27 protein-coding genes, 1 pseudogene and 1 riboswitch are annotated in these 23507 nt (G+C 71.5%); of the genes and pseudogenes, 11 read left to right on the top strand and 17 right to left on the bottom strand.

Going from position 1 to position 23507, the window contains the following annotated elements:
• Window positions 1-4: 4 nt before the first annotated feature.
• From JF597_RS23305 to JF597_RS23285, 5 genes are all read right to left on the bottom strand, one after another.
• Window positions 5-208, bottom strand: a complete 204-nt coding sequence (locus JF597_RS23305; RefSeq protein WP_293997928.1) for a hypothetical protein — start codon at window positions 206-208, stop codon at window positions 5-7.
• Window positions 209-391: 183 nt separating this feature from the next.
• Window positions 392-886, bottom strand: a complete 495-nt coding sequence (locus JF597_RS23300) for a hypothetical protein (RefSeq protein WP_293997926.1) — start codon at window positions 884-886, stop codon at window positions 392-394.
• 99 nt (window positions 887-985) lie between these two features.
• Window positions 986-1150 carry a hypothetical protein gene (locus JF597_RS23295; protein WP_293997924.1) on the bottom strand — a complete coding sequence of 55 codons (165 nt, stop codon included), beginning with the start codon at window positions 1148-1150 and terminating at the stop codon, window positions 986-988.
• Window positions 1151-1167: 17 nt separating this feature from the next.
• Complete coding sequence (locus JF597_RS23290) at window positions 1168-2388, bottom strand: IS110 family transposase (protein WP_293997921.1); 1221 nt, start codon at window positions 2386-2388, stop codon at window positions 1168-1170.
• A 365-nt stretch (window positions 2389-2753) separates the two neighbouring features.
• Entirely contained in the window at window positions 2754-3164 is a 411-nt protein-coding gene (locus tag JF597_RS23285) for a hypothetical protein (protein WP_293997919.1), read from the bottom strand.
• A gap of 176 nt (window positions 3165-3340) precedes the next feature.
• Between JF597_RS23285 and JF597_RS23280 the strand changes: the two genes are divergently transcribed.
• Window positions 3341-3931 carry a hypothetical protein gene (locus JF597_RS23280; RefSeq protein WP_293997917.1) on the top strand — a complete coding sequence of 197 codons (591 nt, stop codon included), beginning with the start codon at window positions 3341-3343 and terminating at the stop codon, window positions 3929-3931.
• 54 nt (window positions 3932-3985) lie between these two features.
• On the opposite strand, the gene JF597_RS23275 is transcribed toward JF597_RS23280, so the two are convergent.
• The 3 genes from JF597_RS23275 to JF597_RS23265 are packed head-to-tail and all read right to left on the bottom strand — an operon-like array spanning window position 3986 to window position 5172.
• Window positions 3986-4258, bottom strand: a complete 273-nt coding sequence (locus tag JF597_RS23275; protein WP_293997915.1) for a DNA-binding protein — start codon at window positions 4256-4258, stop codon at window positions 3986-3988.
• The gene (locus tag JF597_RS23270; RefSeq protein ID WP_293997912.1) at window positions 4236-4496 is read right to left on the bottom strand and encodes a hypothetical protein; all 261 of its coding nucleotides are present in this window, start codon (window positions 4494-4496) and stop codon (window positions 4236-4238) included. The genes JF597_RS23275 and JF597_RS23270 overlap by 23 nt, the downstream gene beginning before the upstream one ends.
• Window positions 4480-5172 (bottom strand): hypothetical protein, encoded by a 693-nt coding sequence (locus JF597_RS23265; protein WP_293997909.1) that lies wholly within the window; start codon window positions 5170-5172, stop codon window positions 4480-4482. The genes JF597_RS23270 and JF597_RS23265 overlap by 17 nt, the downstream gene beginning before the upstream one ends.
• A gap of 261 nt (window positions 5173-5433) precedes the next feature.
• Between JF597_RS23265 and JF597_RS23260 the strand changes: the two genes are divergently transcribed.
• The 4 genes from JF597_RS23260 (at window position 5434) to JF597_RS23245 (ending at window position 9032) form a co-directional block, all read left to right on the top strand.
• A complete protein-coding gene (locus JF597_RS23260) occupies window positions 5434-5802 on the top strand; it encodes a hypothetical protein (RefSeq protein WP_293997906.1) in 369 nt (122 codons plus the stop codon).
• 133 nt (window positions 5803-5935) lie between these two features.
• Window positions 5936-6862, top strand: coding sequence for an N-acetylmuramoyl-L-alanine amidase (locus tag JF597_RS23255; protein WP_293997903.1), 927 nt, complete (start codon window positions 5936-5938; stop codon window positions 6860-6862).
• A 266-nt stretch (window positions 6863-7128) separates the two neighbouring features.
• Window positions 7129-7926, top strand: coding sequence for a hypothetical protein (locus tag JF597_RS23250; protein WP_293997901.1), 798 nt, complete (start codon window positions 7129-7131; stop codon window positions 7924-7926).
• 95 nt (window positions 7927-8021) lie between these two features.
• Window positions 8022-9032, top strand: coding sequence for an LLM class F420-dependent oxidoreductase (locus JF597_RS23245; RefSeq protein WP_293997898.1), 1011 nt, complete (start codon window positions 8022-8024; stop codon window positions 9030-9032).
• Here JF597_RS23245 and JF597_RS23240 read toward each other — a convergent pair.
• Window positions 9029-9595: a hypothetical protein gene (locus tag JF597_RS23240; protein WP_293997895.1), complete on the bottom strand. Its 567-nt coding sequence runs from the start codon at window positions 9593-9595 to the stop codon at window positions 9029-9031. The genes JF597_RS23245 and JF597_RS23240 overlap by 4 nt on opposite strands.
• A gap of 136 nt (window positions 9596-9731) precedes the next feature.
• Here JF597_RS23240 and JF597_RS23235 point away from each other — a divergent pair, with 136 nt between their 5' ends.
• On the top strand, window positions 9732-10019 hold the full coding sequence (locus tag JF597_RS23235; protein ID WP_293997892.1) for a hypothetical protein: 288 nt from the start codon (window positions 9732-9734) through the stop codon (window positions 10017-10019).
• An 84-nt stretch (window positions 10020-10103) separates the two neighbouring features.
• Here JF597_RS23235 and JF597_RS23230 read toward each other — a convergent pair whose 3' ends face one another.
• From JF597_RS23230 to JF597_RS23220, 3 genes and pseudogenes are all read right to left on the bottom strand, one after another.
• Window positions 10104-11012 carry a prenyltransferase gene (locus JF597_RS23230; RefSeq protein ID WP_293997889.1) on the bottom strand — a complete coding sequence of 303 codons (909 nt, stop codon included), beginning with the start codon at window positions 11010-11012 and terminating at the stop codon, window positions 10104-10106.
• 87 nt (window positions 11013-11099) lie between these two features.
• The gene (locus JF597_RS23225) at window positions 11100-11960 is read right to left on the bottom strand and encodes a class I SAM-dependent methyltransferase (protein ID WP_293997886.1); all 861 of its coding nucleotides are present in this window, start codon (window positions 11958-11960) and stop codon (window positions 11100-11102) included.
• Window positions 11954-13260 (bottom strand): annotated as a pseudogene (locus tag JF597_RS23220) (glycosyltransferase family 4 protein). The gene JF597_RS23225 and the pseudogene JF597_RS23220 overlap by 7 nt, the downstream one beginning before the upstream one ends.
• A 220-nt stretch (window positions 13261-13480) precedes the next feature.
• On the opposite strand from JF597_RS23220, the gene JF597_RS23215 reads away from it, so the two are divergent.
• Together JF597_RS23215 and JF597_RS23210 are read left to right on the top strand one after the other, a co-directional pair.
• A complete protein-coding gene (locus JF597_RS23215) occupies window positions 13481-14143 on the top strand; it encodes a TetR family transcriptional regulator (protein ID WP_293997884.1) in 663 nt (220 codons plus the stop codon).
• A 26-nt stretch (window positions 14144-14169) separates the two neighbouring features.
• Window positions 14170-14351, bottom strand: a riboswitch (TPP riboswitch).
• A 139-nt stretch (window positions 14352-14490) separates the two neighbouring features.
• Window positions 14491-15117: a 1,4-alpha-glucan branching protein gene (locus tag JF597_RS23210; RefSeq protein ID WP_293997881.1), complete on the top strand. Its 627-nt coding sequence runs from the start codon at window positions 14491-14493 to the stop codon at window positions 15115-15117.
• Between the two features lie 16 nt (window positions 15118-15133).
• Here the strand turns inward: JF597_RS23210 and JF597_RS23205 are convergent, their stop codons facing one another.
• From JF597_RS23205 to JF597_RS23190, 4 genes are all read right to left on the bottom strand, one after another.
• Window positions 15134-15367 carry a ferredoxin gene (locus JF597_RS23205; RefSeq protein WP_293997878.1) on the bottom strand — a complete coding sequence of 78 codons (234 nt, stop codon included), beginning with the start codon at window positions 15365-15367 and terminating at the stop codon, window positions 15134-15136.
• A 6-nt stretch (window positions 15368-15373) separates the two neighbouring features.
• Entirely contained in the window at window positions 15374-16831 is a 1458-nt protein-coding gene (locus tag JF597_RS23200) for an aldehyde dehydrogenase (RefSeq protein ID WP_293997875.1), read from the bottom strand.
• Between the two features lie 149 nt (window positions 16832-16980).
• Window positions 16981-19104 (bottom strand): prolyl oligopeptidase family serine peptidase, encoded by a 2124-nt coding sequence (locus JF597_RS23195; RefSeq protein ID WP_293997872.1) that lies wholly within the window; start codon window positions 19102-19104, stop codon window positions 16981-16983.
• A 128-nt stretch (window positions 19105-19232) separates the two neighbouring features.
• On the bottom strand, window positions 19233-19775 hold the full coding sequence (locus JF597_RS23190) for a GNAT family protein (RefSeq protein ID WP_293997869.1): 543 nt from the start codon (window positions 19773-19775) through the stop codon (window positions 19233-19235).
• Window positions 19776-19947: 172 nt separating this feature from the next.
• On the opposite strand from JF597_RS23190, the gene JF597_RS23185 reads away from it, so the two are divergent.
• Window positions 19948-21015 carry an MBL fold metallo-hydrolase gene (locus JF597_RS23185; protein WP_293997866.1) on the top strand — a complete coding sequence of 356 codons (1068 nt, stop codon included), beginning with the start codon at window positions 19948-19950 and terminating at the stop codon, window positions 21013-21015.
• Between the two features lie 88 nt (window positions 21016-21103).
• Window positions 21104-21556 (top strand): nuclear transport factor 2 family protein, encoded by a 453-nt coding sequence (locus tag JF597_RS23180; RefSeq protein WP_293997863.1) that lies wholly within the window; start codon window positions 21104-21106, stop codon window positions 21554-21556.
• Between the two features lie 18 nt (window positions 21557-21574).
• Here the strand turns inward: JF597_RS23180 and JF597_RS23175 are convergent, their stop codons facing one another.
• Window positions 21575-22156, bottom strand: coding sequence for an XRE family transcriptional regulator (locus tag JF597_RS23175; protein ID WP_293997860.1), 582 nt, complete (start codon window positions 22154-22156; stop codon window positions 21575-21577).
• A 266-nt stretch (window positions 22157-22422) separates the two neighbouring features.
• Here JF597_RS23175 and JF597_RS23170 point away from each other — a divergent pair, with 266 nt between their 5' ends.
• Window positions 22423-23463 (top strand): hypothetical protein, encoded by a 1041-nt coding sequence (locus JF597_RS23170; RefSeq protein WP_293997857.1) that lies wholly within the window; start codon window positions 22423-22425, stop codon window positions 23461-23463.
• The last annotated feature ends 44 nt before the right edge of the window (window positions 23464-23507 follow it).

Genomic DNA, 23507 nt, shown 5'->3' with positions numbered 1-23507 from the left:
CCGTCTACTCCTTGGGGGCGAAGCGGGTGAGGAGTTCGCGGGGGATCCGTACGAACGTCTCGGACGGCTTCACGTCCCGCAGTTGGGCGAGGTGCTCGGGGTCGGTCTCGCGGTCGCCCTGGACGAGGATCTCGCCGGTCTCTACGACCTCGTACAGGGTTGGGCAGTTGCCGTTCTCGGAGGTGGTGCCGAGGAACCTGAGCGTCATGGGTGCTCTCCGTTCTGGCTGGTGGGATGCCCAGCATCCTCGGTGTTGCGGCGGGATGCTGGGCGATTGCGCGGGATTGCGGGAGCGGGGCGACCGCTATCCGGTTGTCTGCAACAGGCCACGGCAAGAGTCCCCAAACGCATCGAGAGACCGACAGATGGGGCCTTCGACTGCGTGCTGCGCCTACTCCTGCACGGTGCCGTCCAGGGCGGCGGCGACCTTCGGGGCGAGCCGCTTACTGTCGGCGCGGGCGCCGGTCGCGATCGTGGGCAGGCTGACCGCCCACGTGTCGCCCGTGACCGATACGCCCCCGAGGCTCTTGGACATCGGCACCCACGCGGCGAGAGCCTCGGGGTTCGGGAACAGGTTGATGCCGGCACTCCCGGGCTTCGCCTTGGCGGTCTGGTCCGTCACCGAGAAGTCGTAGGCGGTGCCCCCGATCTGACTGATGTAGCCGTCGTCGGTGTTCTTCTGCGGCTTGGAGGCGGTGAGCCCTGCGGCGTTGAGCGCGTCGACGATGGCTTGCGCGCTGGCGTAGTGCCGTCCCTTCGCCGAGGTGCCGGCGGTCGCCGTGCTGGCGGTGCTCGTCTGCTTGCTGTCCTGGTCGCTGTTGCTGCACGCGGTGAGCGTGAGGGCGAGGGCAGCGGTGAGGCTGGCGATGAAGGTGCGGGTGCGCATGGTCCCCCCTGGACGTGCGTGTCGAGGTGGGCATCATGCTCGGCGTGAGCGGCCGGGGTGGGCGCTGTGTCCCTGTTGTGACCCTTGGGTCGGTGAAGGTCAGGTGGGGGCGCCGTTCACCGTGTCGCCCGGCTTACGCGGCGCGATCGGCGCCATACCGGGCATCTTGGCGGCGGCCGCGTTCCATCCGGCGCGGAACATGTCGGCGCGCAGGACCGCGACCTCGTCGGCCAGCGCCTCCATCTCCTCCACGGAGACAGACATCCGATGCGGTTGATCAGTCAAGCTGTGTTGGGGAAGGCGGTCTGCTCGTCGTAGGGGATGCGGTGGGTGAGGCAGTGGTGCAGGCAGCCGAGTAGGCGGTTGAAGAGGTTGCGTTGGGCTGCGACGTGTCGGTCTTCGGCTGCGCGGCGGCGGTCGTAGTGGGCTCGTGCTCCGGGGGATGCGGTGAGGGCGGCGAAGGCCCAGATGTAGCCGGCCGAGGCGAGACGCTGGTTCTTGATGTGCCTGGCCAGGACGGTGGTCTTGCGTCCGGAGGATCTGGTGATGGGGGCGGATCCGGCGTAGGCCTTCAAGGCGCGGGGGCTGGTGAAGCGGGTGTGGTCATCGCCGAGTTCGGCCAGAACGCGGGCTCCGGTCAGTGCGCCGAGACCGGGGAAACTGGTGATGATCTCGGCGTCCTGGTGGGTGGTGAAGGCCGTGGTGGTGGCTGCTTCCAGGTCGTTGGCACTGGTGCAGGCCGCGTCGAACTGCCGCAGCAGAGCGAGGGCTTTGGTGCCCATGGCCTGCTCGATGACGGGTGGCTGGTGCATCTGGGGTTCGCGCAGCAGCGTGTGAAGGCGTTCGACCTCGCCGGTGATCTCGCGCTGGCGTCCGGCCTTCTTCAGGATCGCTTGCAGCTGGGCGCATGTGAGCTGGGCGGCCTGGGTCGGAGTGGGGGCTGCGGCGAGCAGAGCGCGGGTGACGGGTGAGGCGAGGCCTTCGCGGAAGTGGCGGAAGACGGTGAGGAAGCCGGGGAAGTATTCGCGCAGGTGGGAGCGCAGCCGGTTGCCGGTCTGGACGCGGTCCCAGACGGCGTCCTGCTGGGCTCGGGCCAGGACGGTGATGGCCTGGGCGAGGTGGCTGTCCGCGGACAGGGGCCGATGTTCGGCCGGGTCGGTGCGCAGGATGTTGGCCAGGACTTTGGCGTCGAGGTGGTCGGACTTCTTGCGGCTGAGTGCGTAGCGGTCGCGGTAACGGGCGGCGGTCAGCGGGTTGATCACGTAAATGGGTCTGCCGGTGGCGCGTAAGCAGGCGACCAGGAGTCCGTGAGAGGTCTCGATGGCGACCGAGATCGGGTTCTCTGGGGTGTCGCCGTGCTGGGTCAGCAGGTCCAGGAGCTGGCTGAGGCCGGTGGGTGTGTCGTCGATGCGGAGCTTGTCCAGGAGGGTGCCGGCTTCGTCGAGCAGTGCGATGTCGTGGTGGTCGGTGGCCCAGTCGATGCCGCAGAACACGCTGGTCATGGTGGTGTTCTTGGGTGGGTGGCGGTGGTGTGAGGTCGTCGCCGTGGCGGGTTGCGCGTCTCCCTAATGGCAGGGCTCGGGGCCCGTCATCCGATTAGCCGTTCGCAATCCCAGCGGTCGCCAGGGGCCTCGGTCAGCTGCGGAACTGGGAGCGTTCGCCGAGCGGTGAGAGGTGTTCCCTGGCGGCGGCTTGGACCACGAGAGGCAACGATGCCGCTGTTTGTGTGCGAGCGGGGGTGGCGGGGCCGGTCCGCGCGGGACGAAGGCAGGAGCGCGGCCGGGCCCCGCCACCCCCGGCGCTGCTTCACAGAGCGGGAAGGCATGTGGGGCCGACTCTGTCTTGAGAGGTCAGGCCTCAGGAGCGACTACGGATCACCACATGCCCGCCCGCTTATGGCGCCATTAGGAGTGGAGTTGTAGCCGAACTTCTTCCTGGTCGGGTTCATCGCCTCTATACCGATGCCGGACTCGGTCGGCATGTACAGGGCGTGGACGATGGTGTTGCGTCGCTCGCGGAACTTGTCCGCTCTGGTGAGACAGGCTTCGATGTCGGGAACGTGTTCATCGGCAATGACGCCAACCTTGAGGGACAGGCGGCAGAACTCGATGAGCTGGCTGGTGTTCGCAGCGTTCGCGTACATGAGCAGCGTCGGCTCGTGGGCAATAGCGCCAAGCAGGCTGCGCAGGCCGAAGTCGAGTTCGGCACCCGCGACGGTGACGCGGCCGACGGCTTCGAGGAAGGGGTTCCGCTCGCGGGGAGCGGCGTCCGTGGTCATGCCGGGCATGGTACGGCGACGCATTGGGACGATGCTGCTGATTTCCGAGCCCGTACAAGATCCCTCACACCGCATGAGGCATGCGGTGTGACGGTACATGACCTGCGGGTTCTCATGGTGATGGCCCCCGCATGTCATACCAGGGAGCAGGCGTATGCCATGCCACTATGCGCGCCATGAGCGTAATCCACTGGGGCGACGTCCCGGCGTGGGCGGGTGCAATCTTCGCGGCATCGGCTGCGGGTGCGGCCATTTGGACGTTGGCCAGCCAGCGAGCCCAGCTCAGCGAGCAGCAGCAGTTCATCGGCGAACAGCGGAAGCTCATGGCCGAGCAGTCCGCAACCTTGGCCCTGGAGCGCGCGGAGCGCCTTGCAGTCGCCAAGGCCCGCAGACTTGAGCAGGCACGGCACATTGAAGCGGCCAAGACCACCGACCGCTTTGCCCGAATGGCGAGACTCTTTATTACCAACCGTAGCTCCGCACCCATCACCGATGTACACGTCAAGTTTGGAGAGTTGGCTCCAGGCTGGGTGTCGGAGGGAGACAGCGGCTATGTGGACAAGGACAGAGGAAATGAGCGCCCACATCCTTTGCCAACTATCGGTCCCAGTCGCACATTCTGCTTCGCCGCGTATAACGACGTTGAGGTCCCGGGTGGACTTGCGGTAGCCGCATTCACTGACGATTCGGGCGTGCGGTGGCAGTTGGACGAGCACGGCAATCTTGAGGAGATGCCGTCCGATCCCACGGCTCCCTTGCCTCCCTGACTGGCCGATTCCGTAGGTCGCGGCCCCGGTGCGCTCTCGCCGGAAGCCGTCAACCTACCGGCCGTGGAGCGGCTCGGCCGACCGGTGCTCGATCGTCGTGCCGCGGTGCGACGGTCGGTCTTCGGCCATCAACCGGGCCTCGAAGGCCAAGACCTCGGTCAGGGGGAAGAGCACGGGGGCGCTCCGGCTCTCGCCGCGCTTGAAGGCCTTCGGTGCCTTGCCGCGGTGCCGGGCGATGTAGATGGCGCGCGTGGTGGTGTTCCAGCGCTTGGCCAGGTCGGCGACGGTGAGGTGGGTGGACTCTTCAGCCTGCTGGTCGCGTGTCATGCCAACCCTTGGTTGCCCGTACGTCACTGGCGTGCCAGGCCTTGACCTTCTCCAAGTCGAAGCGGCGGGTTGCCTTCTTCGAGCCGGTCGACCGCATCGGCTCGACAGGCATGCCGTCCTCGATCCAGCGCAGGACCATCCAGTCGGAGACGTCGTAGTACGTCTCCAGTTCGCGCTGGCTCAGGAGGGGGACGAGGCCGGCGGGAAGGTCGACGCGGCGGTCACTCTTCTTCGGCATCAGGCCTCCGTACTTCCTCGCGGGCCTTGCGGCGCTTCGCGGCCGACGCGAGCCCCATGCGGGCGTAGTGCGCCTTCCGCAGGTTCTCGGCGACCTTCACGATGAACTCGTCGTCCGCGTCGGGGTGAAGCTCGCGGGCCTGCTTCTCGAAGCGGGCCTCGGCAGCGCGGCTGCCGGGGGCAGTGCGGGCGGTTCGGTCAGTCGTGTTGGCCCAGCTGATGTGGGCGCCGAGGGTGGCGCGATGCTCGCGCTCGACCTTCAGCGACGGCGCGCACGCCTTCATCGGCACCGGGCCAAGGTTGTTGGCCTTGAAGATCGCAGTGATGGCGGCGAGGTCCGGGGTCTGCCGGGAGGCCGGGGTGCGGAGGACGCGCCACGTGCCGTAGATGCCGGCGGGCAGCTTGTCGAGGATCTTCTTCGCGGCGCGCTTGCCGCGGTCGGCGCGGCGGGCGGCGTCGGTGGCCCGCTCGTACTCGCGGGCGGCGGCCTCGATGGTGGTGGTTTCGGGCATCTCATCGGCGCCGTACACGTCGGCCGGGTCGGGCGCGATGTCCTCGACGGCCGGGGTCTCGACCGGAGAGAGGGAGCGGAGGGTGTCGGCGGCCGACTCGACGAGCGCGCCGATCAGGCCACGCACACTACGGGCGCGGCGAGGGGCCATGAGAAGGTTGAACACAGCGGATCTCCTGTTCAGAGCAGGTAGTCCGTCAGGCCCCGGCCGGTGTTGCGAGCACCGGTGCGGGGCCGCCCCGTTTCCGGAAGGGACCGTGTTTCTGTGTACACAGACTAGGCCGCACACGCCTAGCCATGCAAGGGTTTTGCCGATATTCTCGTGTACACAGAAATACCGACCTTCCAAGAAGGGCTGACTATGATCCCGTGGACACAGCAACCGACCAGCACGGGAGGCTCAGTGGCTCGGCCACGCACAGGAGAGATGCCGATCCAGCACGTCAGGGCCCCCGACGAGGATTGGGCGGACCTGGACACGGCATCCGACGGCCGGCGCCCCGAGGTCGTACGGGAACTCATCCGCTGGTACCTGCGCCGGCCTGGCGCCCGCCTCCCTGAGCGCCCTCCGGCGGCCGACTGGCCAGCCACACGGGCCGCGGCCGCAGTCGCGTGGTTCGCATCACTTGGCCACGACGTCGACCTCAACGCCCCCGAGGCAGACGCCTACGGCCAACGGATCTGGCGCTGCCGTAAGTGCGGCAGCCACGTGGCCATGAACGACAAGGGCAAGCCGCACTCGCCGAGTGGCAAGGCTCGGTGCGCCCAGGAACGTTCGACGGCCGTCGAGTCCTGACAGAAGCGGCGACCGTCTCACACATCTCTCACAGTCCATGCGGATGGAGCGTCATCCAGACGGGCTTTTCGGGTCACTCGAAGGGCCCTGGTGGACCGTATGGACACCCCGGACGACGGTTAGGGTGGCAGACGTGTCGTACACAGGCCCGGAATTCGATCCCCCGCGGCGGCCCCGGTTCCGGCGGGCGCCGCTGGCCGTCGGTCTTGCCGCGCTGGTGCCCGGTGCGCTGCTCGGATGGGTGGTGTACGAGGGGGTGGGCAGGCCCGGCGGGAGCTCCGGCACGAGCGGTGCCGGGCAGGCGGACGCGGCGACGCCCAAGTCGGCGGCCGCGGTGCCGGGTGACGACGCCAAGGTGCCGACCGCGAGCCCGAGCGCGGCCCGCCCGCTGCAGGGCAAGGTCGTCGTCATCGACCCGGGGCACAACCCGGGGAACTTCCAGCACCCGTCCGAGATCAACCAGAAGGTGGACATCGGGACGAACTGGAAGGAGTGCGACACGACGGGCACCTCCACGAACGCCGGGTACAGCGAGGCCCGTTTCACCCTCGACGTCGCGCACCGGCTGCGCACCCTGCTGGAGAAGCAGGGCGCCACGGTGAAGCTGACGCACGACGGGGACCGGCCGGCCTGGGGGCCGTGCGTGACGAAGCGCGCGGAGATCGGCAACGCCGCGCACGCCGACGCGGCCATCTCCATCCACGCCGACGGAGCACCCGAGGGCGACCGCGGCTTCCACGTCATCCTCCCGGCCTCCGTGCACGCGGGCGCCGCCGACACCCGCCCGATCGTCGACTCCTCCCGCACCCTCGGCGAGCACGTCGAGAGCGACTTCGCGAAGGTCACGGGCAGCGCACCGTCCAACTACGTCGGCAACGGCACCGGTCTCGACGTGCGCAAGGACCTCGGCGGTCTCAATCTGTCGACGGTTCCCAAGGTGTTCATCGAGTGCGGCAACATGCGCGACAGCAAGGACGCGGCGCTGCTGACCAGCGGGGCCTGGCGGCAGAAGGCGGCGCAGGGCATCTCGGACGGCATCGCGGACTTCCTCAGGAAATAGCGGACTTCCCCGGGAAACGGACGGAGGGTGCCGAGCCGGCTCACGCCGACGCCTCGCGGCATGCGGCCTGTCGGCACCGGGCAACCGCCGGGATGCTGAGGAATCACTGAGTCCCAGGTAACGGAATCGTGAGTTTCCCGCGCCAGGTGGCCATCGGCGGGCCGGACCGGGCGGACACCCTGATCGGCCGGACGATAGTGTCCTTCCTACGATGAGAGGCCACGCGCGACGCCTCCTTTGCCGAGACGACCCACGAAGGACCTGAAGTGAATATCCGCTCCCTCACTAGAGGCGACGGCGCGGTGATCGGAGCAGCGGTATTGCTGTTCATCGCGTCGTTCCTCGACACGTTCGACAAGTCCGGCCCGAACGCCTGGGACAACCTCGGCCTCGTGATGAGCATGTACGTCGGCGGCATCGCCGGCGCGGTCCTGATCGTCCTCGCCCGCGCACTGCCGCAGCCGTTCAAGTTCGCCGGGCTCGACCTGGGCCAGATCGGCGTCGGCCTCACGGTGTTCTCCCTGTGGACCGCGTTCTGGTCGACCATCGACCCGCTGGGCGCCTTCTCCGACCAGTTGGGCGGCGCCGACGTCGGCGCGGGTTCCGGTCTGATCCTCGGCCTGATCGCCACGCTGGTCCTGGCCGCGGCCGCGATCGCCACCCCGCTGGTCCCGGCGCTCCAGGCGGCCCTGATCCCGGCCCCCAAGCCGCAGGCCCCGCAGCCCTACGGCGCCCAGCCCCCCGGCGGCTACGGCTACCCCGGTGCCGCCGCCCCGCAGCCCGGCCAGCCCTACGGCGCGCAGCCGCAGCCCGGTCAGCCCTTCGGCCAGCAGCAGCCCCCGGCCGCCGCGCAGCAGCCGGCCCCCGACTTCTCGCCGTTCTGGTTCGCCGTACCGGTGGCGCGGCCGCTGTTCGCGGAGGACGGCTCGACCGCGCCGATCGCCGAACTGGCGCCCGGAACCTGGTACTTGGCGGTCGAGCAGCGGGGTGCCGCCCTCGTGGCGCAGACCCAGGACGGCCGCCGCGGCGTGCTCCAGGACACCTCAGGCATCCAGCGCGGCTGAACAGCCCCGCACGTGCGGCCCCTTGCCCTTCCGGGTGAGGGGCCGCTGTCGTACAGTCACCCGGCAGTTGTCTGACGTGTCGTCAGGAGGTGGCCATGCGACTCGGGTTGGCACTCGGCTACTGGGGGCGCGGGCCCTCCCCCGACCATGTGCCGCTGGCGCGGGAGGCGGAGCGGCTCGGGTACGACTCGGTGTGGACGGCGGAGTCCTGGGGCTCGGACGCCTTCACCCCGCTCACCTGGATCGCCGCCCAGACGTCGACGATCAAGCTGGGTACGGCCGTTGCCCAGATGGCGGCCCGGTCGCCGACCACCACCGCGATGCACGCGCTGACCCTGGACCACCTGTCCGGGGGCCGGATGCTGCTCGGGCTCGGGCTGTCCGGGCCGCAGGTCGTCGAGGGCTGGTACGGCCGCCCGTTCCCGAAGTCGCCGCTGACCGCGACGCGGGAGTACGTGGACGTCGTACGGCAGGTGCTGCGCCGGGAGGGGCCGGTGACGGTGGACGGGCGCTTCCACCCCCTCCCGTACCGGGGGCCCGACGCCACCGGTCTCGGCAAGCCGCTGAAGCCGATCACCCACCCCCTCCGGGCCGGCCTGCCGGTCCTGCTCGGTGCCGAGGGGCCGAAGAACGTCGCCCAGACGGTCCGGATCGCCGACGGCTGGCTGCCGCTGTACTGGGCGCCGAGCCGGCCCGAGGTGTACGGCCCGGCGGTCGCCGGCCTCCCCGAGGGTTTCCTGGTCGCCCCCATGGCCCAGGTCAGGGTCTGCGACGACGTGGCGGCCGGGCTGCTGCCCGTGAAGGCGATGCTCGGCTTCTACATCGGCGGGATGGGCCACGCGGCCCGGAACTTCCACGCCGACCTCATGGCCCGCATGGGGTACGCGGAGGAGGCGCGGCGGATCCAGGAGCTGTTCCTGTCCGGCCGGCGCGAGGAGGCCGTGCTGGCGGTGCCGGACGCGTTCGCCGACGAGATCTCGCTGGTCGGTCCTCGCGAACGCATCGCCGAGCGGCTGGAGTTGTGGCGCAAGGGCCCGGTGACCGACCTGCTGGCCCTCGCCCCGGACCCTCACACCCTGCGGGTGCTCGCCGAGCTGAACTCCTAGCCGCCGGTCAGCTGACCGGCCGAGGGCACCTGGTTGTGCACCGGGGCGCCGGCGCTCTTGCCCGCGTCCTTCACGCTGTTGATGACGTCGTTGAACGAACTCGCCGCGCCCGTGTCGCCCTTGCGGAGCTTGGCCGGCAGGCCCTTCAGCCCGTCGATCGCAGTGGTGAGCGGTGCGAGGGCCTTGGAGAGCAGCGGATCACCCTGGGCGTTCCGTTGGGCTGCCTTGAGCCGTTTGTAGGCGAATCCGCCCGCTGCGGCGGCTTTGATCAGCGCGAAGGTGCGGCCGTGGGCGCCCTTCTTGAACTTGCCGGCCTTCCACGGTTTCACGATCCACTGGTAGGTCGCGCCCGCGGCGAGACCCGCGTTGGCGACGAACCGGGTCTTGGCGAACTTCTGCTTCTCCGCGGACGTGCTCGGACTGGGCGTGTCGGCCACCGGGGCCGCTGCCAGGCCGGTGTCGACGGACTTGCTCCGGGTGCTGCCGGCGCAGGCGGTGACACCGGCGACCAGGGCGCAGCAGAGGGTGAGCGTGACGACGAGGCGCCGTATCGGTACGGGCACGGGGTCCTCCCGTGTGTCTCGGTGTCCTCCCCGAGCGGGTTGCTTCCTCCGGCAGCGTCACCCAGATGGCGGCACCTCGCCACTCGGGAGAAGGCGGTGCAGGTTTCAAGGACCGTTCAGCGGCAAGCCGCAGGGTATGTCCTCTGAACGCGGTGCCAATCAGGCCGGTAGGGTCGTCGCGCTCATCGCCGACGTCATGGCCCTCATCCTGGGCCTGTGGATCCTGATGTACCTTTTGGACGCGAACCGGGCGAACAGCCTGGTCCAGTTCGTCCATGACACGGCGGCCTGGCTCGCAGGCTGGTCGCGCGACCTGTTCACCTTCGACAAGGCATGGGCGCGAGTGGTGGCCGGCTACGGGCTGGCCGCGGTGGTCTACCTGTTCGTCGGCCACGCGATAGCAAACCGCATGCACCGCCACTGAGCATGCGCCCCGTAGGGGCGCGGGGAACTGCGCGATCAACCACGACGCGCCCGCACCCGCCGTAGCACAGAACCCCCCGCCCCGCTAGGCGCAGCAATCCACCTCAAGCCCAGAAGGAAGCTCCTCGCCCCCGAACACGGCGCAGGTGGCGTCGTGCCCCCCGAGCGCGGCCACGGCGAGCAGCAACGACCCCGCCGTCCACGTCGTCAGCTCCCGCGGCCACACCGCGTCGTCCTCGAAGACGTACCCGGTCCAGTACAGCCCCGACTCGGCGTCCCGCAGATGTTGGATGGACTGGAGGATCTCCAGCGCCCGGTCGGACTCCCCCACCGCCCACAGCGCGAGCGCCAGCTCGGCCGACTCGCCGCCCGTCACCCACGGGTTGGGCACGACGCACCGCACCCCGAAACCGGGCACGACGAACCGTTCCCAGTCCTTCTCGATCCGCGCGCCCGCCTCCGCACCCGTCAACGCCCCGCCGAGGACCGGGTAGTACCAGTCCATCGAGTACCGGTCCTTGTCCAGGAACCGCTCCGGGTGCCGTCGTATCGCGTGCCGCAGGGCGCCCACCGCCAGCTCCCAGTCCGGCTGCGGCTCCTCCCGCTGCTCGGCGATGGCGAGCGCGCAGCGCAGCGCGTGGTGGATGGACGAACTCCCGGTCAGCAGCGCGTCGTCGGTGGGTGTGCCGTCGTCCTCGCGGCGCCAGCCGATCTCGCCGCCGGGCTGCTGCAGCCGCAGCACCCACTCGACGGCCGCGTAGACGGCGGGCCACATCCGGTCGAGGAACGTGTCGTCGCCGGTGGACAGGTAGTGGTGCCAGACGCCGACGGCGATGTACGCGACGAAGTTGGACTCACGGGCGCGGTCGGTGACGTCGTCGTGCGCGCCGTCGGCGTAGGCCGCGTACCAGGAGCCGTCCTCGTTCTGGTGCCGGGCCAGCCAGCGGTACGCCCGCTCGGCGGCCGCGTGCTCCCCGGCCGCGTCCAGCGCCATGGCGGCCTCGGTGTGGTCCCAGGGGTCGAGGTGGTGCCCCCGGAACCACGGGATCGCGCCGTCCTCCCGCTGTACGGCGAGGATGCGTCACTTGGCGGCCGCCCCGGTCTTCGCGGCCTTCTGGGCCCTCCCGGCCCTCACGGTCTTCCCGGCCCGCTCGGCCTGTTCAGCCCGCTCGGTCTGTTCGGCCCGCTCGGCCTGTTCGGCGTGCTCGGCCTGTTCGGGGAGCCGGGGCAGGTGCGGCTTGGTGGCGTAGACGACGAAGCTCTTGCCCATGACCGGGTTCAGCGCCTGCTCGGCGACGCGCGTGGCCAGCGGCTTCTTCATGATGTCCCAGACCAGGAGCTTGTGGTACGCCCGTACCGGCAGCGCCTTGTCGTTGTCGACGCCGAACGCGCACTTCAGCCACCAGTACGGCGAGTGCAGCGCGTGCGCGTGGTGGCTGCCGTACGGCCGCAGACCGGCTTCCCTGATCTTCCCGACCAGCTCGTCGGCCTTGTAGATGCGGATGTGGCCGCCCTCGACCTCGTGGTAGGCGTCGGAGAGCGCCCAGCAGACCTTCTCGGGGCCGTAGCGGGGCACGGTGACGGCGATCCGGCCGCCGGGCTTGAGCACCCGCACCATCTCGGCGAGCACGCCCTTGTCGTCGGGTATGTGCTCCATCACCTCGGAGATGATGACGACGTCGAAGGACTCGTCCGGGAAGGGCAGCGCGAGGGCGTCGCCCTCCATGGCGGTGGCGGTCGCGCCCTCCGGGGCCTCGCCGGCCTCCTTCATCGCCGCGAACCACTTGGCGACCTCGCGGATTTCCTCGGCGTTCTGGTCGAGGGCCACGACCTGTGCGCCGCGCCGGTAGCACTCGAAGGCGTGCCGGCCGGCCCCGCAGCCGAGGTCCAGGACGCGGTCGCCCGGCGCGAGCGGGAACCGGGAGAAGTCGACGGTCAGCACGTGGCCCTGCTTTCGGAGGAGACGCCTGCAACACTTACCGGGGCCGCGGAGCCGCCGGGGGTCTGGGCCGCGGGGCGGCCGGCGGTCGCCGCGGCGCGGCGGGGGCCCGCAGAGCGGGCGATGGCCTGGCGGTACCGGGCGACGGTCCCCTCGGCGGCCCGGGCCCACGTGAAGTGCTTCAGCACCCGCTCACGGCCCGCCCGGCCGAGCCGCAGCCGCAGCTCCGGGTCGCCGAGCAGCCGGCTCAGGCCGGCCGCCAGCGCGCCCGCGTCGCCCGGCGGTACGGCCAGGCAGGTCTCTCCGTCGCGCCCGGCGACCTCGGGGATCGCGCCGCCGGTCGTGGCGACCAGCGGGGTGCCGGTCGCCATGGCCTCGGCGGCGGGCAGTGAGAAGCCCTCGTAGAGCGAGGGCACGCAGGCGACCTCGGCGGAACGGACCAGGTCGACGAGTTCGGCGTCGGAGATGCCCTTCACGAACTCGACGGCGCCGGCGAGGCCGTACCGCTCCACGGCCTGCGCGACGGGCCCCTCGGTGGGCCGCTTGCCGACCACGACGAGGTGGGCGGAGGGGTGCTCGGTCCGCACCTTGGCGAGCGCCTCCACGAGGTGGACCAGCCCCTTGAGCGGCACGTCCGCGCTGGAGGTGGTGACGATCCGGCCGGGCACCTGGGGGACGGCGGGATTCGGCGCGAAGAGGTCGGTGTCGGCGCCGATGTGGACGACGTGCACGCGGTCCTCGCGCACGCCGAGATGGTCGACGATCTCCTGGCGGGAGGTGCCGGAGACGGTGAGCACGGAGGGCAGCCGGCGGGCGACCCGCTTCTGCATCCGGGTGAAGGCGTACCAGCGCCGTACGGAGTACCGCCGCTTCCATCCCTCGGCCGCGTCCAGCTCCCCCCGGCGCGGGCGCGCAGATGGCGGCGGGCGCGCAGCGAGAAGGTCAGCGGTTCGGGGAAGCCGCCGGTCCACATGGTGGCCACTTCGAGGGCGTCGACCCAGTCCCGGTACTCGTCCCGCTTCGGCGTCCGGAAGGGGTCCGGGGAGCGGTACAGGTCGAGGCTGGGCAGCTCGGTGAGGGTGAGGCCGGGGTAGCCCGCGTCGAGGACGGGGTAAGGCTGCGAGCCGATCACCTCGACCCGGTGGCCGAGCCGGGCCAGCTCGCGCGACAGGTGCCGTACGTAGACGCCCTGGCCGCCGCAGAACGGGTTCCCTTTATAGGTGAGGAGCGCGATGTCGAGCGGTCGCTCGCCGTCGGCGGCGGGTTCCTCGTCGGCACCCGCCCGACTGGCCTCAGCGGTCACTCCGGGCCCCCTTCTCCCTGCACTTTCCCGTGAGATTACGCCGGGACGCTAATCTAGAACAAGTTTCAGACTTGATCGTTCAAGAGGCTCTGAATCTACCGGCAGGTAGGGGCGGAGTGAGCAGTGGATCGGGTGATTCGCGCCACGGCGGGAACCCCTGCCATGCTGTCTGATCACTCGCCCTGAGCACTGCCCTCACCGATTGTCACGGACGGGACCCATGCCTGCGGAAGCCAAGGTGGACATCGGCGCCAGATCGGCCACCCCGCCGCTCACCGAGCGGCAGGAGGCCCGGCGCCGCCGGATCCTGCACGCGAGCGCCCAGCTGGCCAGCCGGGGCGGTTTCGACGCAGTGCAGATGCGGGAGGTGGCCGAGTCCTCCCAGGTGGCCCTGGGCACGCTCTACCGCTACTTTCCGTCCAAGGTGCACCTGCTGGTCGCGACCATGCAGGACCAGCTGGAACACATGCACGGCACGCTGCGGAAGAAACCGCCGGCGGGCGAGACGGCGTCGGAGCGGGTCGCCGAGACCCTGATGCGGGCCTTCCGCGCCCTCCAGCGCGAGCCGCACCTGGCCGACGCGATGGTCCGCGCCCTCACCTTCGCCGACCGCAGCGTCTCCCCGGAGGTGGACCAGGTCTCCCGGCAGACGACGGCGATCATCCTGGACGCGATGGGCCTGGCCGACCCCACCCCGGCCCAGCTGTCCGCCGTCCGGGTGATCGAGCACACCTGGCACTCGGCGCTGATCACCTGGCTCTCGGGGCGCGCCTCGATCGCCCAGGTGAAGATCGACATCGAGACGGTGTGCCGCCTGATCGACCTGACGGAGCCGGAGGAGAAACCACAGGTGAAGCCACAGGGGCCGCGGGAGAAGCCGTGAAGCCGTAGGCGCCGCCGGGCATGCGAAGACCTACGAGACGGGTTCCCTTCGCCGGCATGGTCCGGATCAGGTGCTGGGGGTCGCCGTCCGGCCTTACTGCTGCCTTCCGGCCTCTCAGCCCGAGCGTCGACGTCGGCACTGGCGGATGCGTATGCATCTGCGTCACGCCTGAGTCGGCTACTCCGCTCGGACTCCCTCACTCGCCTCGTAGGCTGATTCCAGAATAGAACGCCTGGAGCAGAAGAGAACCCCCAAAGATGGATTTTTTGGACTTTTCTGGTTAGGTGCGGCGATCGGGCGCGGAAACCACCTGGCGAGGCGGCGCCGCCCGACCGCAGAATCCCCCCATGGCACTCATCCACCGCACCACCCTCAAGCCCACCAAGGTCGAACTCCTCGCCGACTGGCTCCCCACCCGCCCCTGGTACCACGGCCCGGCCGCACCGGAGTTGGCGAAGGCCGGCGGCTTCCGGCTGGACGACCCGGCGGGCGAGGTCGGGATCGAGTTCATGATCGTCACCGGCGGCTCGACGGCCCACCTCGTACCGCTCACCTACCGCGGCGCCCCGCTGCCCGGCGCCGAGCACGCGCTCGTCGGCACCATGGAGCACGGCGTCCTCGGCACCCGCTGGGCCTACGACGGCTGCCACGACCCGGTCCTGACCGCCGCACTGCTCGCCCTGATCGAGGGCCGCGCCCAGGCCCAGGCGCAGAGCATCACCGACACCCCCGACCGCGAGGTCGCGCGGTCCTACGCCGGTGCGGGCCCGGTGCCCCGCCTCGGCGCCCCCGTCGACACCGACGACGGCACCGAGTTCGCGGTGCCGGACGGCGGCCTGGTGCTGCGGCTGCGGCGCGTGCTGACCGCCGGTTCGACGGCGCCCGACGGTGCGGTCGGGCACGTCACCGGCGCCTGGGAACAGCCGGACGGCACCCGCGTCCGCTCCCTGTTCGCGGTCCTGCAGGCCGGCTAGCCCCCTTCCGGCTCGCTCAGTCCTCCGGCGGGAACACCGGCTCCCCGCTGTCCAGCAGGGTGATCGTGATCGCCTCCACCGGGCAGTTCTCCGCCGCGTCGAGGACCCTTCCGCTGGCGTCCGTCTCCGGGTCCACGGGGTGCGACTGCATGGCGGAGTCGAGGCGGAAGGCCCCGGTGGCGCGGTGGACGCACTGGGCCGAGCCGATGCAGATCGATCGGTCGACCTCGACGTGCCAGCGGTCCCCCATGCGCGCTCACCCCTCCCAGCCGGCCGGGAGGTGGATCATCTTGTGTTCGAGGAACTCGCCGTACCCCTCCGGCCCGAACTCCCGCCCCAGGCCGGAGTTCTTGTAGCCGCCGAACGGCCCCAGCATGTCGAGGCTGAAGGTGTTCACCGAGTAGGTCCCGGTACGGACCTGCCGCGCGACCTCGATGCCGTGCGCCACGTCCGCCGTCCAGACGCTGCCGCTCAGGCCGTAGTCCGAGTCGTTCGCGATCTTCAGCGCCTCGGACTCGTCGCCGTAGGGGAGCAGGCAGATCACCGGGCCGAAGATCTCCTCGCGGGCGATCCGCATGGAGTTGTCGACGTCGCCGAAGAGGGTGGGCTCGACGTACCAGCCCTTCTCCAGACCCGGCGGCCGTCCGCCACCGGTGAGGATCTTGGCGCCCTCCTCCTGGCCGATGCGGATGTAGTCCAGGTTCCGCTGCTGCTGACGGCGGGCGACCAGCGGGCCCACCTGGGTGGCCGGGTCCAGCGGGTCGCCGACCTTCAGGGCGCTCGCCGCGGCCGCGAAGGCGTCGGCGAACTCGTCGTAGCGCGAGCGCGGGACGAGGATGCGGGTCTGGGCGACGCACGCCTGGCCGTTGTTCATCCAGGCCGCCGGGACGATGCCGGCGACGGCGATGGCCACGTCCGCGTCCGGCAGCACGACGGCGGCCGACTTGCCGCCGAGTTCCAGGGTCACCCGGGTGAGGTTCCGCGAGGCGACCTCCATCACGCGCTTGCCGGCCGCGACCGATCCGGTGAAGGAGACCTTGTCGACGCCCGGGTGCGAGACCAGGTACTCGCTCACCTCGTGGTCCGCCGGAAGGATGGAGAGCACACCGTCCGGGAGCCCGGCCTCCTTCGTGATCTCGCCGAGGATGTAGGCGTCCAGCGGCGACTCCGGGGACGGCTTCAGCACCACCGTGCAGCCGGTGAGCAGCGCCGGGGCGAGCTTGGCGGCGGCCACGAACTGGGGCACGTTCCACGGCACCACGGCCGCCACCACCCCGACCGGCTCCCGCCGCACGAGGATCTTCCCGAGCACCCCGTCGCGGGTCTCCTCGTACGTGAAGTCACGCGCGACCCTGATCGCCGCGTCCCACACCATCATCGCGCCGAGCGCCTGCGCGAGGACGCTCCAGGAGAACGGCGAGCCGTTCTCGGAGGAGATCACCCGGGCGATCTCCTCGTGCCGCACGGCGATCGCGTCCTTGATGCGGGTGACGACCTCGATCCGCTCGTCGAGCGTCATCCGCGGCCAGGGCCCCTCGTCGAAGGCCCGCCGCGCCACCGCCACCGCCCGGTCCACGTCCGCCCGCGAGGCATGCGGCACCCGCCCGAAGACCTCCTCGGTATGCGGAGAGACCACCTCGATGACGTCCTTGCCCAGGGGGTCGGTCAACTCCCCGCCGATGAAAAGCTGTCCGTGTTCCAGGAACTCGGTCATGGCGCCCCGCCACCCTTCCTGACGATGTCTCAGAACTGATACCAGTTCTAGTTGAACTAAGCCAGGGGCAGGGCCGAATAGGCTCCCACCAGCACTTTTGACGCCCCCGAGAGGACCGATGTGCGCGCCGGGCCGGGCACCGAGTCCGGTCAGCCGGTCAAGTGGCGGCGGAGGAAGTCCAGTTGGTGGCCCAGCAGCCGGGCGAAGGTGTCGTCGGTCGGGGCGGCGTGGGTCGTCCCGCTCAGCGGCAGCACCTCGTGCGGCTTCCCGGCGGCCAGCAGGGCACTGGAGAACCGCAGCGTGCCGGCCACGAAGACGTTGTCGTCCGCCAGCCCGTGCACCAGCAGCAGCGGACGGCTGAGCTTCGGCGCGTCGGCGAGCAGCGAGGACCGCTCGTAGTGCTCCGGGTAGAGGTCGGGCGGGCCGAGGAAGCGCTCCTTCCAGCAGGCGTCGTAGAGCCGCTGGTCGGTGAGCGGGGCGCCGGACACCGCGGCGTGGAAGACGTCGGGCCTGCGCAGCACCGCGGCGGCGGCCAGGATCCCGCCGAACGACCAGCCGCGGATCCCGACCCGGCCGAGGTCCAGCTCCGGGTGGCGCCCGGCCGTCGCGTGCAGCGCGGCGACCTGGTCGTCCAGGGTCGGGCCGATCAGGTCGCCGAAGATCTCCTTCTCCCAGCGCGGCCCGCGGCCGGGCGTACCGGCACCGTCCGTCACCAGCACCGCGAAGCCCTGTTCGGCGAACCACTGCGAGACGAAGGCGTGCGAGGCCTGTTCGGCCAGCACCTTCTGCATGGCGGGGCCGCCGTAGGGGTCGACCAGCACCGGCAGCGGGGCGTCACCGGCCCGGTGCCAGGACGGCAGGAAGAGGCGGGTGCGCAGTTCGCGCGGCCCGACGACGGCGGACTCGGCGCGCAGTCGCAGCAGCGGTCGCTGGGCGTACGAGCCGATCCCGACGGGGGCGGGGCCGTCCGGCTCCGGCAGGCCGTCCGGGGTCAGCCGGTGCACGGTGGTGCGCGAGCCGGGCAGCTCCGGGGTGCGCGTGACGCGGACGAACGTGCCGCCGCCGAACGCGCCGGAGTGCACGCCCGGCTGCTCGGTCAACCGGAGCACGCCCTGGCCCGGACGGTAGCTCCACACGTGGCGCTCCGTGGGTTCCGCGGCCGCCGTGAAGAACACCGTCTCCCCGTCCACCGCGAGCACCTCGTGCAGTTGCAGGCCGGCCGGCGTGACCGGCGTGCCGTCGATGCTCAGGTGCCGCGTGTCGTCCCGGTCGAGGTAATCGACGAGCCGGCCGCCGGCCGTCCGCGCGGGCACGCCGGGCACCAGCAGCTCCACCCAGCGCTCGTCGCGCCGCTCGGCCAGGAGGCCGGTCGCACCGCTTTCCGCGTCGACGGCCAGCACCCGGAGCGTGCGCTGGTCGCGGCTGAGGACGGCGGCGAACGGGCCGTGCCCGTCCCAGCCGGCCGCGGGCAGGTACTCGAAGGCGGCCCGGTCCCAGCGGACCTCGGTGCGGTGGCCCTCCAGATCGGCGATCCAGAGCGTGACGTCGGCGTTGGCGGTACCGACCCGCGGGTACCGCATCGTGCGCGGCGGCTTGGCGGGGTCGGCCGGATCGGCGAGGTACCAGAGCCCGACCGGGCGGTTGTCCACCCGGGTGGTCAGCAGCCGCTCCCCGTCCGGTGCCCACCAGTACGCCCGGTGGCGGCCCATCGACTCGCCCGCCACGTGCTCCGGCAGGCCGAAGAAGACGTCCGGGCCCTCGGCCGGATCGGGCGCGGCCACCGCCCGGTCGCCGCCGCCGTCGGCACCGATCACCCGGAGCGCGCCGCCGCAGACGTAGGCGACGTGCCGGCCGTCCGGGGACGGGCGCGGGTCCACCACCGGCTGCCGGGCGGGCAGTCGCCGTACGGCGCCGGAGACCGTGTCCACCGACCACAGTTGTCCGGAGAGCGCGAACGCGGCCGTCCGAACGGCCGCGTCGGTGGCGTAGTCGGTGATCCCGGCGCCCTGCTGCCGGGCGCGCTCGCGCCGGATGCGCTCCTCCTCGGGCACCTCGTCGGCCGCGTCGCCGAGCAGTCCGGCGGGGTCGGCGAGCAGTCGTTCCGCGCCGGTCGCCGGGTCGAGCGTCCACAGGCACCCGACCGGGTCGTCGCCGGCCCGGCTCCGCAGGAACAGGACACGGGCGCCGTCGGGCGCCACGGTGAGACGGGCGGGTGCGCCGAGGGTGAAGCGGCGGGTGCGGGCGATCTGTCGCAGAACCGGGGGAGTCACCATGTCCGGCAACTGTGCCATTCGTGCGGGAGGGCGGCACGGAATTATCGCGGCCGCCCGTTCACCGCCGGCGCGTGCGCGCGACAGGCCCACACACGGACCTGGGCCCGGGTCAGGGCCCAGGTCGGGACCTACGCCTTCGAGGCCGGCTGCCACTCGTCGGCGAGGAGTCCGAGCAGCACCTCGTCCACGAACTCGCCCATCAGCCAGGCGGAGGAGCGCAGCACGCCCTCGCGGACGAAGCCGTTGCGCTCGGCGGCACGCAGCATCGCCGCGTTGCCGGACAGGGTCTCGATCTGCAGGCGGCGCAGGCCGCGGACGACGAAGCCGTAGTGGCACAGGACCGCGACCGCGTCGGTGCCGTAGCCCTGGCCGCGGGCGGACGGCAGCAGGCCCAGTCCGATGTGCGCGAGGCGGTTGTGGGTGTCGATGCCCCAGAGCGTGGCGGTGCCGACCAGCGTGCCGCCCGCCAGCTCCACCACGGAGAACCTGACGCTCGCGTCGTCCTTGTGGTCCACCGTGAGCCGTGAGTCCTTCGACCCCGGCGGTACCGGCCGCCACGGGTCGCTGTCGGCCAGCGAGGAGTAGACCACGTCGTCGTAGAGCTCGGCCCGCAGGACCGGGATGTCCTCTTCGTGCCGGGCCCGGAGCCCGACCGTGCTGCCTGTGAGCATGCGTGCTTCCTATCCGGCCGGACCCGCGGGCGGCAAACCGTTTTACGCCGCCGCAGGCCGGAGCGTCGCCAAGTGAACTTCGCCCACCGGCTGTCTGACGCTTCATCAGTTCTCGTTATAGTGGGCAGTGGCCGTGGGGCCGGCGGGACCGGGCGGGGGCGGAGGAAGGCTGATGACGGACGGTCTGGGCGAGTCGGCGGAGGTGCGGCCGGGGGTCGCGGTGCGGGATCTCGGCGGGGGTGTGCGGTCGGTCGCGGTACCCATCCCGGACAATCCGCTCGGCCACACGCTGGTGTACGTGATGGACACCGACCGGGGGCCGGTGCTGGTCGACACCGGGTGGGACGACCCCGGGTCGTGGGACGTGCTGGTGGCGGGGCTGGAGGCGTGCGGTACGGACGTCGGCGAGGTGCACGGGGTCGTCATCACACACCACCATCCCGACCACCACGGCCTGTCGGGGAAGGTACGCGAGGCGTCCGGGGCCTGGATCGCGATGCACGCGGCCGACGCGGCGATCGTGCGGCGGGCCCGGGAGACCCGGCCTGAGCGGTGGTTCACGTACATGGCGGCGAAGCTGACGGCCGCCGGGGCGCCGGACGAGCACGTGGCGCCGCTGCGCGGCGGACCTCGCCGCAGCACCCCGCCCGGCCTGGCCCCCGCCCTCCCCGACCGCGAGATCCTCCCCGGCGAACTCCTCGACCTCCCGGGCCGCCGGCTGCGCGCCGTCTGGACGCCCGGGCACACCCCCGGCCATGTCTGCCTGCACCTGGAAGAGGAGCACCCCGGCCAACTGCAGGGCCACGGACGCCTGTTCTCCGGCGACCACCTCCTGCCCGAGATCACCCCGCACATCGGCCTCTACGAGGACCCCGACGACGCGACCGTGACCGACCCCCTCGGGGACTACCTCGACTCCCTGGAACGCGTCGGCCGCCTCGCCCCCGCCGAGGTCCTCCCGGCCCACCAGCACACCTTCACCGACGCACCGGCACGGGTACGCGCACTCCTGGCCCACCACGAGGAACGCCTCGCCGACCTGCTCTCCCTCCTCCAGCAGCCGCTCACGCCCTGGCAGCTGGCGGTGCGGATGGAGTGGAACCGCCCGTGGGACCAGATCCCCTACGGCTCCCGCAACATCGCCGTCTCGGAGGCCGAGGCCCATCTGCGCCGCCTGGTGAAGCAGGGCCGCGCGGAAGCGGTGGCGGGGAGCGAGCCGGTCACGTACGTGGCGGTGTAACCGGTCACGTACGTGGCGGTGTAACCGGTCACGTACGTGGCGGTGTAAATCGTTCGGCAGCCGACGCCCCCGGCTGTTAGACAATCTCATGGACCCCGTGCAGCGACTCCTCGCCGAACACGCCTGCGAGCGTCTCGTCATCGACTTCGTCCGCCGCCTCGACCTGGGCGAACCCTCGTCCGTCGCCGAGTTGTTCACCGAGGACGGCTGGTGGGAGTGGCCGCCGCCCGGGGACGGGCGGCGGGCCGACGGGCGGGCCGCGCTCGCCGCGTACTTCGGCTCCCGGCCGCCGGGCCGCCTCTCCCGGCGCGTGATGTCCAACATCCTCGTCACGGTGACGGGACCGGACACGGCGACCGCGACGTCGTACTTCCAGACGTACCGGGTCGACGGTCACGACGGGGGAACGGTCCCGGCCGGGCCGCCCGTCCAGGTCGGTCACTACGAGGACCGGTTCCGGTGCCTCGACGGCCGATGGCTGCTGGCCTCCCGGTCCCTGGTGCTGCCGTTCGGCGGGCCGACCCCTTTGGCGAGCGGCTGAAGCGCGGCCGCCCGCACCTCAGCTGACCGCGCCCTCGGCGGTGATGAGCATCTCCGCCAGGTCGGCGAGGGTGGCCAGCTGGCGGGGGTTCATCTGGGGGGCGCGGGCCGCGAGGCGGACCAGGCCGCTTTCGCGGAGGCGGGAGAGCGGGTCGGCCCGGGCCTCCAGACCCTGGAGCACCGGCTGGAGCGCCTCGTACAGCGCCTCGGGCTCGTCGGCGGTGAAGAAACCGGGCGGGAGGCCGAAGAACCGCCGCAGCCGGTCGGTGTGCTCGAGGCTCGGCAAGCCGCTCTTGCGCCACTCGCTCAGCCACTGCCTGCTGGTGCCGGCGATCGCCGCGAGCTCGCCCAGCGAGTACCGCTTGCCGTCCGGGCGGCGCCGGTTCTCGCGGATGAAGTCGAGCCGCTGCCGGACCCGTTCGGCGAGCCCCGTCTCGGGCGCGGCGCCACCTGCCAGAAGTTCGGCGACCACACCGACCGGGATGCCGGTGCGGTACGACAGGTCGGCAACGTCCAGCACCTCGGCCAGGCGTCCCGGACGGCCGGTCAGCTCTCCGAGCCGTTCCAGTACGCCGGTCAGCGGGGCATGGGCGTCACTCACCAAGGTCCCCCTGGACGCGCGTGATCGGTCGGCCGGCCGAGCGGGGCCGGACAGACGCGAGGCTATCGAATCACCGGTCCCGGCCACCAGACATGACAAGAACCCCTGCCCAAGAGGGCAGCAATTGTTGACATATGACGGGCTGACAGGAAAGGATCACCCCACCAGGCCACGGTCGAACCGACCCGCCCCGGGTGCCGCCGATGGGGGAGCGGCATCCGGGGCGACCAGCCGCCCCGCCTCCTCCCCGGAAGTGAGGCGAGCCGATGCCGCAGCCCGTGCTGCTCCTCGGTGCCGGACACCGGTGCGCGTACGACGAGTTCGTGCTGACGCGCATCGCCGCGGCCCGCCCGGTGCTGCTGGTGGACGCCGCGCCGCCCGCCTGGGCACAGCCGTGCCTGGCCGGTCACCTCGCGGCGGACCCCGGCAAAGGCGGCGCGACAGCGTCGGCGGTGGTGCGGTTCGCGGCCCGGCACCGGGTCCGCGGCGTGCTGACCTTCTCGGGCGAGTACGCGGTCGCCGCCGCGAGGATCGCCGGGCAGTTGGGGCTGCCCGGCCCCTCCCTCGCCACGGCCGAAGCCTGTACCGACCCGCCCGCCCTGCGCGCGCTGCTGGCCGCCTGCACCGTTCCCACCGGCGACCCCGGCGGGCCCGCCGCGCCCCGCGTCTCGGCCGAGACGGTCGTCCTCGACGGCGAGATCCGCATCGCCGCCATCACCCGTACGACCCTGGGCCCGGCGCCCGCCCGGCAGCCGCTGAGGCACACCGTGCACGCCCACGACGGCCTGCTGCACAACCGTTTCCTGCGTCTGGCCGTCGACCGCACCGTGCACGCCCTCGGCGTCGACCGGGGTGTCCTGCACATCGGCCTCACCCTCACCGACCGCGGCCCGCGGGTCACCGACGCCGCCCCGCATCTGCCGGGCGACCTGATCCCGCTCCTCGTCAAGCGGGCCACCGGCGTCGACCTCGCCCAGGCCGCGGCGGCCCTCGCCACCGGCGAGGTGCCCGACACGACGCCCACCCGGCAGCGGGCGGCCGCGATCCAGTTCGCCTACCCGGCCGCCACCGGCCGCCTCGACCGCCTGGACCTCTCCTCCGACGCGGCCCACGAGCCGGGCGCCGAGCGCATGCTCCTGACCCAGCACACCGGCAACCACGTCACCGCGGGCCCGCAGGCCACCGCCGCCGACCGGCTGGCCCACTGGGTGGCGGTCGGCGAGACCCCGGACGCCTGCGACGACGCACTGCGCCGCATGGCCCACCACCTGTCGGCGGAGATCGCCCCGCTCGCGGACGCGGCCTGAGCGGTCCGCTGGAAGTGCCGCGATCCGACGTCCGCCGACCGCGG

The sequence above is a fragment of the Streptomyces sp. genome (assembly GCF_019510245.1).
GTDB lineage: Bacteria > Actinomycetota > Actinomycetes > Streptomycetales > Streptomycetaceae > Streptomyces.
The sequence above is the reverse complement of the archived record's forward strand: the minus strand, read 5'-3'. Positions and strand labels throughout refer to the sequence as shown.